At 47.6% G+C, this 14,209-nt stretch carries 16 protein-coding genes; 9 read left to right on the top strand and 7 right to left on the bottom strand.

The genetic code is table 11. The features are described 5' to 3' along the window. The first annotated feature begins 199 nt into the window (after positions 1-199). Genes AC0TWI_RS09485 through cydC form a run of 4 tightly spaced genes read left to right on the top strand, consistent with a single transcriptional unit; the run spans position 200 to position 6,048 of the window. The gene (locus AC0TWI_RS09485) at positions 200-1,603 is read left to right on the top strand and encodes a cytochrome ubiquinol oxidase subunit I (RefSeq protein WP_488126107.1); all 1,404 of its coding nucleotides are present in this window, start codon (positions 200-202) and stop codon (positions 1,601-1,603) included. Further along, positions 1,590-2,603 carry a cytochrome d ubiquinol oxidase subunit II gene (cydB, locus tag AC0TWI_RS09480; RefSeq protein WP_488126106.1) on the top strand — a complete coding sequence of 338 codons (1,014 nt, stop codon included), beginning with the start codon at positions 1,590-1,592 and terminating at the stop codon, positions 2,601-2,603. The genes AC0TWI_RS09485 and cydB overlap by 14 nt, the downstream gene beginning before the upstream one ends. Before the next feature lie 2 nt (positions 2,604-2,605). Further along, positions 2,606-4,327: a thiol reductant ABC exporter subunit CydD gene (cydD, locus tag AC0TWI_RS09475; RefSeq protein WP_488126105.1), complete on the top strand. Its 1,722-nt coding sequence runs from the start codon at positions 2,606-2,608 to the stop codon at positions 4,325-4,327. Beyond that, a complete protein-coding gene (cydC, locus tag AC0TWI_RS09470) occupies positions 4,324-6,048 on the top strand; it encodes a thiol reductant ABC exporter subunit CydC (protein WP_488126104.1) in 1,725 nt (574 codons plus the stop codon). The genes cydD and cydC overlap by 4 nt, the downstream gene beginning before the upstream one ends. Positions 6,049-6,089: 41 nt before the next feature. Here cydC and AC0TWI_RS09465 read toward each other — a convergent pair whose 3' ends face one another. From AC0TWI_RS09465 to AC0TWI_RS09450, 4 genes are all read right to left on the bottom strand, one after another. Continuing rightward, on the bottom strand, positions 6,090-7,370 hold the full coding sequence (locus tag AC0TWI_RS09465; RefSeq protein WP_488126103.1) for an Nramp family divalent metal transporter: 1,281 nt from the start codon (positions 7,368-7,370) through the stop codon (positions 6,090-6,092). A gap of 111 nt (positions 7,371-7,481) precedes the next feature. Continuing rightward, positions 7,482-7,826 carry a DoxX family protein gene (locus tag AC0TWI_RS09460; protein WP_488126102.1) on the bottom strand — a complete coding sequence of 115 codons (345 nt, stop codon included), beginning with the start codon at positions 7,824-7,826 and terminating at the stop codon, positions 7,482-7,484. A gap of 577 nt (positions 7,827-8,403) precedes the next feature. Further along, positions 8,404-8,565 (bottom strand): YfhD family protein, encoded by a 162-nt coding sequence (locus tag AC0TWI_RS09455; protein ID WP_488126101.1) that lies wholly within the window; start codon positions 8,563-8,565, stop codon positions 8,404-8,406. Positions 8,566-8,587: 22 nt separating this feature from the next. Continuing rightward, positions 8,588-8,716 carry a YfhE family protein gene (locus AC0TWI_RS09450; protein WP_488126100.1) on the bottom strand — a complete coding sequence of 43 codons (129 nt, stop codon included), beginning with the start codon at positions 8,714-8,716 and terminating at the stop codon, positions 8,588-8,590. A gap of 146 nt (positions 8,717-8,862) precedes the next feature. Between AC0TWI_RS09450 and recX the strand changes: the two genes are divergently transcribed. Both recX and AC0TWI_RS09440 read left to right on the top strand, forming a co-directional pair. Next, positions 8,863-9,681, top strand: a complete 819-nt coding sequence (gene recX, locus AC0TWI_RS09445) for a recombination regulator RecX (protein ID WP_488126099.1) — start codon at positions 8,863-8,865, stop codon at positions 9,679-9,681. A 45-nt stretch (positions 9,682-9,726) separates the two neighbouring features. Further along, complete coding sequence (locus AC0TWI_RS09440; RefSeq protein WP_488126133.1) at positions 9,727-10,038, top strand: YfhH family protein; 312 nt, start codon at positions 9,727-9,729, stop codon at positions 10,036-10,038. A gap of 83 nt (positions 10,039-10,121) precedes the next feature. On the opposite strand, the gene AC0TWI_RS09435 is transcribed toward AC0TWI_RS09440, so the two are convergent. Together AC0TWI_RS09435 and AC0TWI_RS09430 are read right to left on the bottom strand one after the other, a co-directional pair. Further along, positions 10,122-10,283: a small, acid-soluble spore protein K gene (locus AC0TWI_RS09435; protein WP_488126098.1), complete on the bottom strand. Its 162-nt coding sequence runs from the start codon at positions 10,281-10,283 to the stop codon at positions 10,122-10,124. Between the two features lie 52 nt (positions 10,284-10,335). After that, positions 10,336-11,316 carry a metal-dependent hydrolase gene (locus AC0TWI_RS09430; RefSeq protein WP_488126097.1) on the bottom strand — a complete coding sequence of 327 codons (981 nt, stop codon included), beginning with the start codon at positions 11,314-11,316 and terminating at the stop codon, positions 10,336-10,338. A 150-nt stretch (positions 11,317-11,466) separates the two neighbouring features. Here AC0TWI_RS09430 and mutY point away from each other — a divergent pair, with 150 nt between their 5' ends. After that, positions 11,467-12,570: an A/G-specific adenine glycosylase gene (gene mutY / locus AC0TWI_RS09425; protein WP_488126096.1), complete on the top strand. Its 1,104-nt coding sequence runs from the start codon at positions 11,467-11,469 to the stop codon at positions 12,568-12,570. A gap of 15 nt (positions 12,571-12,585) precedes the next feature. On the opposite strand, the gene AC0TWI_RS09420 is transcribed toward mutY, so the two are convergent. Next, positions 12,586-12,762 carry a hypothetical protein gene (locus tag AC0TWI_RS09420; protein ID WP_488126095.1) on the bottom strand — a complete coding sequence of 59 codons (177 nt, stop codon included), beginning with the start codon at positions 12,760-12,762 and terminating at the stop codon, positions 12,586-12,588. A 100-nt stretch (positions 12,763-12,862) separates the two neighbouring features. On the opposite strand from AC0TWI_RS09420, the gene fabL reads away from it, so the two are divergent. Then, entirely contained in the window at positions 12,863-13,612 is a 750-nt protein-coding gene (gene fabL / locus AC0TWI_RS09415; protein WP_488126094.1) for an enoyl-[acyl-carrier-protein] reductase FabL, read from the top strand. A gap of 84 nt (positions 13,613-13,696) precedes the next feature. Beyond that, positions 13,697-13,975: a gamma-type small acid-soluble spore protein gene (locus AC0TWI_RS09410; RefSeq protein WP_488126093.1), complete on the top strand. Its 279-nt coding sequence runs from the start codon at positions 13,697-13,699 to the stop codon at positions 13,973-13,975. The last annotated feature ends 234 nt before the right edge of the window (positions 13,976-14,209 follow it).

Here is a 14,209-nt window from a genome sequence, read left to right as displayed (position 1 = left end):
GGTATTGGAAACGCCTTTTTCAGTCGTTTTTCTTATTGTCAATGGAAAATTTGTTACACCGTTACAGGTAAAAATTTCATGTAAAAAAGCCGCCTATCTTCTATCGAAAATTTGTAACATATTTCACAAACTTTCCGGTCCTTTTGGTATAGAATAGAAGGAGTATTGCTCACTATTTCACGAACTAGGAGGATGTAATATGGAAGAGGTTATCTTGTCCCGTATCCAGTTCGCATCGACAACGCTGTTTCACTTTATTTTCGTACCGTTATCGATCGGCCTGGCTTTCATCATAGCGATTATGCAGACAATGTATTTGATTAAAAAAGATGACATCTATAAAAAGATGACGAAATTCTGGGGTACCTTTTTCCTCATCAACTTCGCTGTCGGCGTTGTAACAGGAATCATCCAGGAATTCCAATTCGGAATGAATTGGTCGGCCTATTCCCGGTTCGTTGGAGACGTATTTGGGGCGCCGCTTGCGATTGAGGCACTGCTTGCTTTCTTTATGGAGTCGACTTTTATTGGCCTTTGGATCTTTGGCTGGGATCGGATACCGAAGAAACTGCATCTCGCGAGCATCTGGCTCGTTTCCATCGGAACCATCCTTTCAGCATTTTGGATTCTGGCAGCAAACTCGTTCATGCAAAATCCGGTCGGTTATGTAATCCGGAACGGCCGTGCGGAGATGACTGATATCGTAGCTCTCCTGACAAATCCGAAACTGTGGGTTGCTTTCCCGCATACAATTGCCGGAAGTTTTGCAACAGGTGCCTTTTTCATTATAGGGGTCAGTGCATGGGGCCTTCTGAGAAAGAAAGATATCGATTTCTACAAACGTTCTATGACCGTTTCACTCGTCGTTGGCTTGGCAGCGGGTCTCGGTCTTGCCTTTTCAGGCCATGCCCAAGCAACCTATCTGATGGGCGCACAGCCAATGAAAATGGCTGCGGCTGAAGCGCTGTGGGAAGATAGCGGCGATCCGGCAGCATGGACCGTTATTGCGAATATCGACACTGAAAATCACAAAAGTACTTCAAGAATTGAAGTTCCATATTTGCTCAGTTACCTTGCTTATGGTCAATTCCATGGAAAAGTCGAAGGGATGGACACCCTTCAGAAAAAAATGGAGGCTATCCACGGACCTGGAAACTACATCCCGCCGGTAAAAACAACGTTCTGGAGCTTCCGGATCATGGCGGGAACGGGTGGCGTGCTGATTGTACTCAGCGCTCTTGGCCTATTCCTGATGTGGAGGAAAAAAATAACAGCGAGCGCTCTTTATCTCAAGCTGCTCGTATTTGCGATATTCTTGCCGTTCATCGGCAACTCTTTTGGCTGGATCATGTCTGAGATGGGACGCCAGCCTTGGGTAGTAAACGGATTAATGAGAACAGCGGACGGGGTCTCCCCTAACGTTAGCGCCGGACAGATCCTCTTCTCGCTGATCTCCTTCTCGCTCATTTATACTTTGCTTGCTGTTGCGATGGTGTACCTGTTTGTCCGTGTAATCAAACAGGGGCCGCACGAAAAGCCAAAAGAGGATGTTTCTGCAACAGATCCTTTTGGAACAGGAGGAATGAAACATGCAGCTCAGTGAATTATGGTTTGTTTTGGTAGGCGTCCTGTTTGTCGGTTTTGTTTTCCTGGAGGGATTCGATTTCGGCGTTGGGATGAGCACGAAGTTCCTTGCGCGCAATGATATTGAAAAAAGGGTGCTGATCAACACGATCGGCCCCTTCTGGGATGCCAATGAAGTGTGGCTGATCACGGCAGGCGGTGCCATGTTTGCCGCCTTCCCGCATTGGTATGCGACACTATTCAGCGGCTATTATATCCCGTTTGTCGTCCTGCTTCTCGCTTTGATCGCAAGAGGGGTTGCCTTCGAGTTCAGGGGAAAAGTAAACACTCCTGCATGGACGAAAACATGGGACTGGTCCATTCTGCTTGGCAGTATTCTCCCTCCGTTCTTGCTGGGCGTCCTGTTTACAAGTTTGATCAAAGGGCTTCCGATTGACGGAGATATGAACATGCATGCCGGCTTTACGGACATCGTCAATGTGTATACTGTGCTTGGCGGTATCGCTTTTGTCCTGCTTTCCTACTTGCATGGCTTGATGTTCATTTCATTGAAGACGGAAGGCGATTTGCGGGAGCGGGCACGGAAAGCGGCTTTGAAGGTCTATATCGCTACCGGTATAGTTGTTGTTCTTTTTACGGTATTGACTGCAGTCTATACAGATGCTTTTTCGGCAAAAGGGGAAATTCTGCTGCCGATGTATGGAGTGTCGATCATTTTGTATCTGCTGCTGTTCCCGCTGCTCCGTAAAGGGAAGGAAGGGTTCAGTTTTGCTGCGACAGGCTTGATACTGATTATCATTATGTCATCGTTTTTCATTACCCTGTTTCCGAACGTCATGATCAGCTCAACGGAGGCGGCGAATAATTTGACGGTTTACAATGCCTCGTCAGGGGAATACTCTTTGAAACTCATGACAATCGTTGCAGCGATCATGATACCGATCGTGCTTGCTTATACAATATGGAGCTACTATATTTTCCGCAAACGAGTATCACATAAGGAGCATATGGAATACTGATGATGGACAAACATCTTTTACGCTACCCGGGAAGCAGAAAGGCTTTATTACTGATCGGATTTATGACTGTGCTTCAGGCAGCCGCGATCATTTTCCAGGCGCTGTATTTATCAAAAGCAATTGTGAACATGGTGGAAGGGACTGCTTGGTCAGCAGTCCTTTCGGCGTTTGCCATTTTTTTCGCAGCATTTGTTGTGCGCCACTTTTTGCAATGGTGCAAAGAGAGGATTGCGTACCGGTTTGCCGATGAGACGTCGGCCCGGCTTCAAGACGAGCTTGTCGAGAAAGTATTCTCACTTGGCCCAAGGGTGATCGGCAGCCATGGAACAGGGAATTTAGTATCACTAGCGCTTGAGGGGGTACCGAAGTTCAGAAAATACTTGGAGCTGTTTATTCCGCGGGCAGCAGCGTCCTTTGCGATACCTGCAATTTTGCTCCTCTATATTTTTATTACGGATACCTCCTCTGGCGTCATCCTTGCAATCGTGATGCCGGTAATGATTGTTTTTCTTATTTTGCTTGGCTTTGCTGCGCAAAAGCAGGCAGATGCCCAGTGGGAGACATATCGATTGCTTTCTAGGCATTTCGTTGATTCTCTCCGCGGTCTTGTCACATTGAAATATTTGGGTCGGAGCAAGGGACACAAGGATGCAATTGAAACCGTCAGCGAAAAATACCGGATCGCAACGAATCGGTCGCTTCGTGTTGCCTTTCTTTCGACTTTTTCGCTTGATTTCTTTTCGAGCCTATCGGTGGCGGTTGTGGCCGTAGAATTGGGACTGCGCCTGATCAATGGGAATATCGGGCTTGAGTCGGCACTTGCCATCCTTATTCTGGCTCCTGAATATTTTCTGCCTGTGCGCGAACTCGGCAATGATTATCATGCGACTATGGACGGGAAAGACGCGAGTGACCAGATTCATGCCCTCCTGGAAACAGAGGCCGCTCCGCAAAACAAAAACCTTACTATGCAGCCGTGGAATGAGGAAAGTGCGCTTGCGGTTACCGGCTTGGTCAAGCGGTCTGCGGAAGAAGAACGGGATTTGCTCCGGGACATCACTTTTTCCGTTACAGGTTTAAAAAAGATCGGCATTGTCGGCCTATCCGGAGCTGGAAAATCAACGCTGATCGACCTGCTGTCAGGCTTCACGGTTCCAGAATCCGGGCAAATTTTAATAAATGGCAAGGAATCTGCTTTTGCACAGCCGGGCTGGCAAGAGCAGGTGACCTATATTCCGCAGCACCCGTATATTTTCTCGGCGACTGTTGCTGAGAATATCGCTTTTTACGAACCGGAGGCAACGAGAGAAAAGATTACGGAAGCTGCAAAACTCGCGGGCCTGACGGAACTGATCAGTCGCTTTCCTGCAGGCCTCGATGAAAGGATTGGGCAGGGGGGACGCAGCATAAGCGGGGGAGAGGAGCAGCGGATTGCGCTTGCCCGTGCTCTATTGAATCCCCGGCCGGTTATGCTTTTTGACGAACCGACCGCCCATTTGGATATTGAGACAGAACATGAAATTAAAAAGCTGGTCTTGCCGTTTCTTGAGGAAAAGCTTGTCTTTTTCGCTACGCACAGGCTTCACTGGATGAAAGAGATGGACCTGATTCTTGTCCTTGATCAAGGCAGGATTGTTGAAATGGGAACAGGTGCAGAGCTTGAAAGCAAAAAGGGTGCGTATTGGAATCTGATTCGCGCACAGCAAGGCGGTGGGAAACGATGAGCTTGTTCAAGATGTATATATGGCCCTACTTTAAACAATATCGGTGGATGATGATCTCGACAATTCTGCTCGGCGTATTGACAGTTCTTGGCGCATCTATGCTTACATTCACTTCAGGCTACTTGATTACGCGTGCCTCCCAGCGCCCGGAGAACATCTTGATGCTTTATGTTCCAATTGTCGCTGTCCGTACGTTCGGTATCTCCCGGGCTGTGACCCGTTATCTGGAAAGACTGCTTGGTCATAATGCTGTCTTGAAGATCCTGAGTAAACTCCGTGTGAAACTGTATGGGATGCTTGAGCCGCAAGCTCTTTTCATCCGCTCCCGGTTTCAGACAGGCGACCTGTTTGGCACACTTGCAGATGACATCGAACATCTTCAGGATGTGTACATCCGGACTATTTTTCCGTCTGCTACAGCATTGTTCTTATTTCTGTATTCAGTTGTAGCCCTTGCTATGTATGATTGGGTATTCGCCCTCTGGATCGCGCTGTGCTTAAGCATCATTGTTTTTGTTTACCCGCTGCTATCTCTCTACCTGCTGAAAAAAAGACAGGTTGAACTAAAGGAGCAGCGAAGCCGTTTATACAGAAAATATACCGATGCTTTATTCGGCTTGACTGATTGGATCATCAGCGGAAGAAAGCAGACGTTCATAGATCAGTTTTCCGAGGAATCGAGATCTGAACAGAAAAACGAAAAGAAACTTGCCTACTGGAATCAATCGAGGACATTCGGCCTGCAGGTTTGGTCAGGCATCATCGTCATCCTGGTCGGCATCTGGTCTGGTTTGGCGGCAGGTGATGGACTAATCGCTCCGACGTATATTGCTGCCTTCACACTGGTTGCCTTGCCGATCTTGGAAGGGTTGATTCCACTGTCGCATGCTGTGGATCGAATACCGGCATACACGGATTCACTTGAAAGAATCGACAGGATCAGACGGCAGATGCCGGCTGAAAGCAGGCAAAAGCATACGTTGGAGACGGAAAGTCCGGCGATTGAAGTGAGGGGCGTGACCTATTCTTACGCAACAAATGTAGAACCTGCTGTAAAAGGAATGAGCCTATCGATTCCATACGGAAAAAAAATCGCGCTGCTCGGTAAAAGCGGGGCTGGTAAATCCACCTTGCTGCAGCTGCTGCAGGGGGCAATTGTTCCGGAATCAGGTGAAATCCTCATTAACGGCAAACATCCGGATACACTCGGCGACGGGATTTATGATGTGATGGGCATTCTTAACCAAAAACCTTATTTATTTGCTACGACGGTAAGAAATAATATAAGGCTCGGGAGGATGGATGCAACAGACGAGGAAATCGATGCGGTCATCAAGCAGGTCAAGCTCGACCAATACATTGACTCGCTGCCGCAAGGGGCGGATACGCAGATGGAAGAATCCGGCCAGCGGTTTTCCGGCGGAGAAAGGCAGCGGATCGCCCTTGCACGGATTTTGTTGAAGAACACACCCGTCGTTGTATTGGATGAGCCGACTGTTGGTCTGGACCCGGAGACTGAACATAATTTGCTTGAGACGATCTTCACTTCACTGAAGGATAAGACGGTAATCTGGGTGACACACCACCTCGCAGGCATGGAAAAGATGGATGACATCATCTTCCTGGACGAAGGAAAGATTGCTTTGCGAGGAACGCATGATCAGCTTCTGAGGACAAACGATCGTTACCAGAATCTGTTTGCGCTTGATAGAGGTTATTAACGAAAGAGGCCCTCCGCACGTTTTGCGGAAAGGCCTCTTTTTTACAGCAAAGTTTCGTAGAGAAGGAATAGGTTCAGCAGGATGACCAGAACGGCTACTCCCCAGGCAACAATCGTTGTCAGTTTATGGTTGACGAGCCCGCCCATGATCCGCCTGCTGCTTGTGAACATGATAAGCGGAATAAGTGCAAATGCGATGCCAAATGAAAGGATTACTTGGCTCATGACGAGTGCGCTTGTGGCATTAATCCCAAAAATGATAATCGCAAGCGGCGGCAGCATAGTCACCGCTCTCCGCAGATAAAGGTTAATATGCCTGCGGATAAATCCTTGCATGACGACATCTCCCGATAAGGTGCCGACAGCCGAACTGGACAGGCCGGCAATCAGCAGTCCGAGGCCGAATGAGATGGAAGCGGCAGGGCCGATTTGATCATGAAATCCGTGAAAAGCGACATCAAGGTCTTCAACAAACATGCCATTTTTGAAGAAAAGCGCAGCTGCGACAATCAGCATCGCCATATTGATGGCACCGGCAACGATCATGGCAATGACGATATCGACAAACTCAAATTTGAAAATCCGTTTTTTCTCTTCCTCATTTTTGCCTACGATTCTGTGCTGGGTCAGCGAGGAGTGGAGGTAGATCGCATGGGGCATGACGGTTGCACCGAGTATGCCGGCAGCGAGCAGAATCGTGTTCGTCCCTTCGAATCTTGGAATCAGAATACCGCCCATGACGGAACCCCAGTCAGGTTTTGCCAGGAATGTCTGAAATGCGAAGGCGAGGACGACAATCATCACCATGCCAGCAACGACCGCTTCGAATGTTCGGTATCCGCGTCGCTGCATTTCCAAAATGGCGAAGGAGCCAACAGCCGTGATCAATGCTGCGGGCACCATCGGGATATTGAACAGCAAATACAGCCCGAGGGCGGCACCGATAAATTCGGCAAGGTCCGTAGCGATGATGACCAGTTCACTTTGGATCCAGAGAAAAACCGATGTCTTTCTGGAAAACCGTTCGCGGGCTATTTCAGGAAGATTATGACCAGTAGCAATACCGAGTTTTGCCGACAGAGATTGAATCAGCACGGCCATTAAGTTTGAGACGGCAATCACCCATAAAAGCAAATACCCGTATTGGGAGCCCGCCGTAATATTCGTCGCAAAGTTCCCCGGGTCAATATATGCGACAGCTGCGATAAAAGCTGGCCCAAGAAAAGGGAAAATTTTGCGGATGCCCTTCACTTCACCGCGAAGAACCGCTTGGGCAGACAGTGAATTTTTGTTTGCGCTTGGATTAGTATGTTTATCGCTCAAAACTTTCCTTCCCCCTCAAATGTTTCCCGAGTGCAAAATTAGATTAATGATATTGTAGAGAAGAAAGCGGGAGATGTAAACTAATTTTGTCTGAAATGATGTGACTTTTCTCTATGCTTCTCTGTATAGCCAAGCAAGCAGAAGGAGCATCGTCACATCAAGTCTCGATTCAAATGCGAATTCCAGCAGTCCGGCAGGCAAAAGCGGAAGCTTCGTCATCATTACAGCGGCAATCATAATTCCGATCAGCGGTATGACCGCAAGCTTCACAAAACGGTTTGCGATAATCAAACCGCCGCAAATCAATTCCGTACTGGCAACTGCATATAGCATGAATCCGGGAAATGGAAGTCCGAGATTGATGAAAAAATCGGCCAGCCCTGTATTCAGCAGCTTCATCAACCCTGAAATGATAAAAACGGAGCCCGCAGCCCAACGGATCAAGGCATGACTCATCTTTTCTCCCCCTGTCCTAAAGATGCTTAAACATATGCAGGGACGAGAGGATTTAGGCGTGAATGGCCGACACATTAAAGTATATGCGCCTGAAGAAATGGATGTTCAAAGCGGCGGATAGGTACCTGTAGGGAGGGATTTTGGTTTTCTTTAGGTGTCAAAGAAGGTGTTAGACACCTGGAGAAAAGGATTTTGTCGATCTTCCGGTATCGAAGAGAGTGATAGGCACGTGAAGAAAGGGGGGCGTTTTCTTTAGGTATCAAAGCAGTGGATAGACACGAGAAGAAAAGGGTTTTTGTTTTCTTCACGTGTCAAAGAAGGTGATAGACACCTGAAGAAAAGAATTTTGGCGATCTTCCGGTATCAAAGGGAGTGATAGGCACGTGAAGAAAAAGATTATCGCGAACTTTCGGTATCAAAGCGGTGGATAGACACCTGAAGAATAACTTTTTCATGCTCTTCCGGTATCAAAGAACTGAGCAGAATAGATACCTCAAGAAATGGAATGGTTTAACCTGCCTGCAAAAGAAAAGCGGGCTGCCCGGACAATCAGTGTTCAGGGCAGCCCCTCTCCGTTTTACTGCTTGGCCCGGCGATCTGCTGCTTTAGAACGTGCTTGAGCCTCTTTGTCATCGTGGTCCGCAAGCTCTTCAGAAAATTCGATGTCCCGGCCATCTGTTTTTGAGGCAAAAGCAGCTAGATTCTGCCTTTGTTTCTCGTTCCTGTCTTTTTCTTTCATCGTTCATCCCTCCTCGGTTGCATCAACGCTGTTTCTTGCCTTTTCCATAATATCCGCCAGCCCTGTCCGCTTTTTTAAACTCGTGAGCGTATAAGACTTCCTGGGTAGAGGATAGTGTATGCTTCACTGCGTTTTCCCTTTTTTTGCTCATCAGTCCAACTCCTTTAAGGATATACAGTCTATTTTCACCATTTCTTTGTCCTTTCATTCAAATCCTCATACGGAAGACGGTGCATATCCGGTTGGACAAACCCGATTTACCCTCAGGTTTTGTGGTAAAATGGATGTATCAGAAAGATGGAAAAGGGTGAGACAGTGGCGATTATTACGAAAATATCCGTACAGAAAAATCGTTCGGACCGCTATAATATCTATCTTGATGAAAAGTTCGCTTTTGGTGTAGATGAGGAAATATTCATCAAGCATGGGCTGAAAAAAGGTAAGGAATTGACCGAGCTGGATATCACCCAAATCCAATATGCGGATGAAATCAGCAAAGCCTACAATGCGGCGATCCAGTACCTATCGTTCCGGATGCGCTCGAAGCGGGAGATTATCGACCACTTGAGGAAAAAGGAGTGGGAGGGTCCTGTCATTGACGCAGTACTGCAAAGACTGCAGGACCGGGGCTATACCAATGATCTGGAATTTGCCCGTGCCTTCGTCCGGACAGGGATGAACGGAGGCAAGAAAGGGCCAGGCACGATCCGGCAGGAATTGAAAGGGAAGGGTGTGCCGGAAAACGACATCGAGGAGGCCCTCTCTACTTATTCCACGGACGAGCAGCTTGCCCATGCCATCAGCCTTGGCGAAAAGGGCGTCAGGCAATACAGCCATCTATCCGAAAAGATGCTGAAACAGAAACTCCAGCAGATGCTTTCGCAAAAAGGATTTTCATTCGATATCATTTCGATCGCCCTGGAAGAGATTGAATATGAAAAGGATGACGGAGAAGAATGGGAGTCATTGGTCACTGAAGCGCGAAAAGCCCAGAGAAGGTATAAAAGCCTTGAGGGCTTTGAATACCGGCAAAAGATGAAACAGGCGTTATATCGCAAAGGCTTTACGGTGGATGCCATTGAGCGATTTCTTGAGGAAGAAGAGCAAGAAGAATAGAAGAGTAGCAGAAATTATGTAAAGGCGGCGCAATTTTTTATGGATATGACAAAAAGATACAGTCAGATGACAGAGGCGGAGCTGAAAGCGGAGATTGCCCAGCTTCGGGAGAAAGCAAGGAAAGCGGAGCAACTCGGCATCGTCAATGAGTTTGCCGTTCTGCAGAGGAAAGAAGTGATGGCAAAGGCCTACCTTCTTGATCCGGCAGATTTCAAGCCGGGAGAAATATACGCAGTGGAGGGCGACCCGGGCACCTATTTCAGGATCGATTATCTAAAGGGCGTTTTTGCCTGGGGGTATCGCCTCAACGGTTCGCGCAGGGAGGAAGCATTGCCAATTTCACTATTAAAGCAATGAAAAAAGGGGGCCGGCATAAATACCGGACCCCTCTTCAGTTTCTTCAAAAACCCTCATACCCATAACTGAATAAAATTTTTACTTTATCTTTCTTTTTCACGCGCCCCGCTCGCTCTCATTCTTTCCTGAGGACGGGTGTTGATCGATCCATCAGCTCGTGTTGAAGCGAATTCCGCTTTTGCCCGCGGCTGTCCGTTTAGGTTTTGCTCATCTTCATAAGGAAAGCCTTTTGCTTTGTTTCGCATTTTGTATCCTCCTTGCCTTGGTATACAGGTAGTATGTGACAAGGGGAGAAAATCAGTCAGGAAGAATCTTCAGCTTTTTACGGAGCTTTTCCTCGCTGTAAATCCATCCGGTGTAAGAGGAAAGTACATTGAGTTCCTCATCAAGATGGACAATTGCCACAAATGGGTAATGACCATTGCTCCGGTAGCGGAGGTCGATGAAACGCACCTCAACGTAATCCTCGTTTTCCTTCACTTCCCAGCGGTATACCGGAGAAAAAGAGAGAAACGCGGAAATGTTCGCATCCTTCTTCGCTGCTTCAATCGCCGCGGTCTTTGGTACCGGCACCCGCTGAAACTTATCTAAAATCGTGACCGACCGCTTGTATGCGCGACCGACATAAAAACATTCCTTGGAAGTGACAGCAAGCCGCCATTGATTAAATTTCATTGTCGGAGCTACGATGATCTTTTCCGCATCCGCGATGGTGCGTCGAACAGCTGCCCGCACTGCGCGCTGCATAAGCGCCCGCAAAATATAATAAAACACGATAATGATATACATCACAAGAAAAGTCGGCCCGGGCTTCGCGCCGAAAAGCCAGGTAAGAATGCCAATCACATGAATACCGAAAAAGATCGGATCGAACGTATTAATCGTTCCAATCGCAATCCACTTATAGGAAAAAGGTCGGAGCGCTTGTGTGCCATATGCGTTAAAAATGTCGACGAGCACATGCACGGCAACGGCAAAAAAGGACCAGAGCCATAAATGCAGCAAATCGGCCTGCGGGAAGAAGAAATAAACGAACCCGGCTACCAAAATGGGCCATGTAAGCACCATCGGAAGCGAATGGGTGAACCCGCGGTGATTCCGAATATATATCGCATTGTTTCTCATTTTAAGAACTGTATCTATATCAGGGGCCTGCGAACCGAGTATGGCGGCTGCCAGTACGCTGTTTGCTGTAACAGCTGAGTCCGCAACAACGGGATCAAGAGTGGCCAAGCCGCCAATCGCTATACCCATGACTGCGTGTGTTGCAGTATCCAAAGTATGACCTCCTTCTGGAACGAATAGAATGTTATACTTTCATAATGAGGTTTTTTTTGCTGTTATGCAATCCATTATTGCAGCAAAAGCGGATTCCTATATACATGTTTCCCAAAAAATCCATAACTTTAACATCAGGGAGATTGAATGATGACAGAGAACCTGGAGAAAAACTTGGAAAAACTGAATATCCCCGCATTCCGCGAGGATTTGATTGAATGGTTCCGTGCCGAGCAGCGCGACTTGCCATGGAGAAGAGATAAAGATCCATACAAAATATGGGTGTCGGAGATCATGCTTCAGCAAACAAGGGTTGATACCGTGATTCCTTATTTTGAACGCTTCATTGAAAAATATCCGACACTTGAGGCGTTCGCTGCAGCAGACGAGGAGGCAATCCATAAAATTTGGGAAGGGCTTGGCTATTATTCACGGGTGCGGAACCTGCAAGCAGCGGTTAGGGAAGTCGTGGCGAATTACGGCGGGAAAGTTCCGGACAATCCGAAGCAAATTGCGCTTTTGAAAGGGGTTGGCCCCTATACGGCCGGTGCTGTTTTAAGCATCGCCTACGGCATTCCAGAGCCTGCTGTCGACGGGAATGTCATGCGTGTCCTTTCGAGAATCCTACTGCTTGATGATGACATTGCCAGGCCGGCGACAAGGAAGGTTTTTGAGAAAGCGGTCCGGGCGTTGATTTCCCCCGAGCATCCTTCCGACTTCAATCAAGGCTTGATGGAGCTCGGAGCGCTCATCTGCAAACCGGGAACACCCGCCTGCTTGCTCTGCCCTGTACGTGAGCATTGCCTCGCCTTTGAGGCGGGAGTGCAGAATGAACTGCCGGTAAAAACGAAAAAGACGAAAACGAGGCATGAGGACCGGCTTTCGGCTGTGTTGGAAGATGCACAGGGCCGGATCCTTATCTGCAAACGGCCGCCAACCGGACTGCTGGCGAATTTATGGGAATTTCCAACCGTGCAGGAAGGTGTTCCGGGAATCCGGAGCAGGCAGATCCTGCAGCAAGGTCTTGAAGGGTATCTTGGTACAGCCGTTGAGCTTGAGAGCGGCCCATTCGTTCAAGTCGATCATGCTTTTTCCCATCTGACCTGGTCGATCAGTGCTTATGCCGGCAAAGCCGCTTCGTCTGTTGAAGAGAGCGAAACAGTAAAATTCGTACAAGCTGACGAAGTGGAGGATTTTGCTTTTCCTGTCTCTCATCAAAAAATCTGGCAAGCCTATAAAGAAACACATCAATAATAAACCGGGACGGACTCAGAGTCCGCCCCGGTTTTGCAACTCTTCCAGAATTTCTTTTTGAAGGGATATTCCTTGTTCATTGAGATATGGCGTCATTTGCTGGAAAGAAAAGTGAGCAAAACGCAATTCATCATCGGTCCAATCCGACAGCCCCATCATCGTCAATTCCGTCATGTCTCTTCCTCCATTCATTATTTATCCTCCTGATTGGTTCGTTTGTTTTCTTTTACCCATTTGTCCAAAAAACATGCGAGAGGTACAATGAAAACATGAAAGAGAAAGGTGGAGCTATATGGAAAAGAAAGTAGCACTTGTAACAGGAAGCAGCAGAGGGGTCGGAAAAGCAACTGCAATCGCCCTCGCAAAGGAAGGATATAATATTGTTATCAACTATGCCCGCAGCAAAAAAGCTGCGCTTGAAACTGTTGAAGAGGTTGAAAAACATGGCGTAAAGGCAATGCTGATCAAGGCAAATGTCGGGGACGTTGCCAAGGTGAGAGACATGTTCAGGCAGATCGACGAGGAATTCGGCAGACTTGACGTGCTGATCAACAATGCAGCCTCCGGCGTACTGAGACCGGCGATGGAGCTTGAGGAGTCTCATTGGGATTGGACAATGAACATAAACGCCAAAGCACTGCTGTTCTGCGCCCAAGAGGCAGCAAAGCTGATGGAAAGAAATGGCGGTGGAAAAATCGTCAGCCTTAGTTCTCTCGGATCCATCCGTTATTTGGAAAACTACACGACGGTCGGTGTTTCAAAAGCGGCTGTTGAGGCACTGACCCGTTATTTAGCAGTAGAGTTTTCCCCACGAAATATCGTTGTCAATGCTGTGTCAGGCGGCGCCATTGATACGGAAGCACTGAAGCATTTTCCGAACCGCGAAGAACTGCTTGAGGATGCGAGGAAAAATACACCAGCCGGACGCATGGTGGAAATCGAGGACCTCGTAAATACGATTATGTTCCTCGTCTCAGATGAGGCATCCATGATCCGCGGACAGACGATTATCGTTGATGGTGGCCGTTCGATTCTTGTCTGATTGATCTTAAAAAAAGCCGATAAAAAGTTTGGATAACTCTCTCCTTCTCTGGACACATTAACTAACGTGGAGGTGAGAAAACCAATGGCTAAAAGAGGATCTCAATCAAGCACAAATGCTGAACAAGTAAGACAGCAAAACGCTCAATCCGCAGGCCAGGGCCAATTCGGCACTGAATTTGCGAGCGAGACAAATGCACAGCAAGTGAGACAGCAAAATGCTCAATCTGCACAGTCTGCTGGAAGCCAAGGCCAATTCGGTACCGAATTTGCCAGCGAAACAGACACTCAACAAGTCAGACAACAAAACCAGCAAGCTGAATCACGCAAGGCAAGAAATTCCGGCAACGCCGGCCAGCAATAACTCCGAAAACGAGGCTGGGACAAAACCCATCTCTGATACGAAAAAAGCCGGCGGAATTTTACGATGAGTAAAATTCCGCCGGCTTTAATTGTCTTTCATAAAAGATAAGGACCACTTCTGATAAAATTAAGTTACCACACCAAATCATATCGGAAAGAAGGGTCCTTATGTTTAAAAATTATAACATGAATCAATTGGTTTTGCCTTTAGATTTAGAAGTGAAACTACAAAATA

The organism is Lederbergia sp. B243.17 (assembly GCF_057657925.1).
The sequence above is the reverse complement of the archived record's forward strand: the minus strand, read 5'-3'. Positions and strand labels throughout refer to the sequence as shown.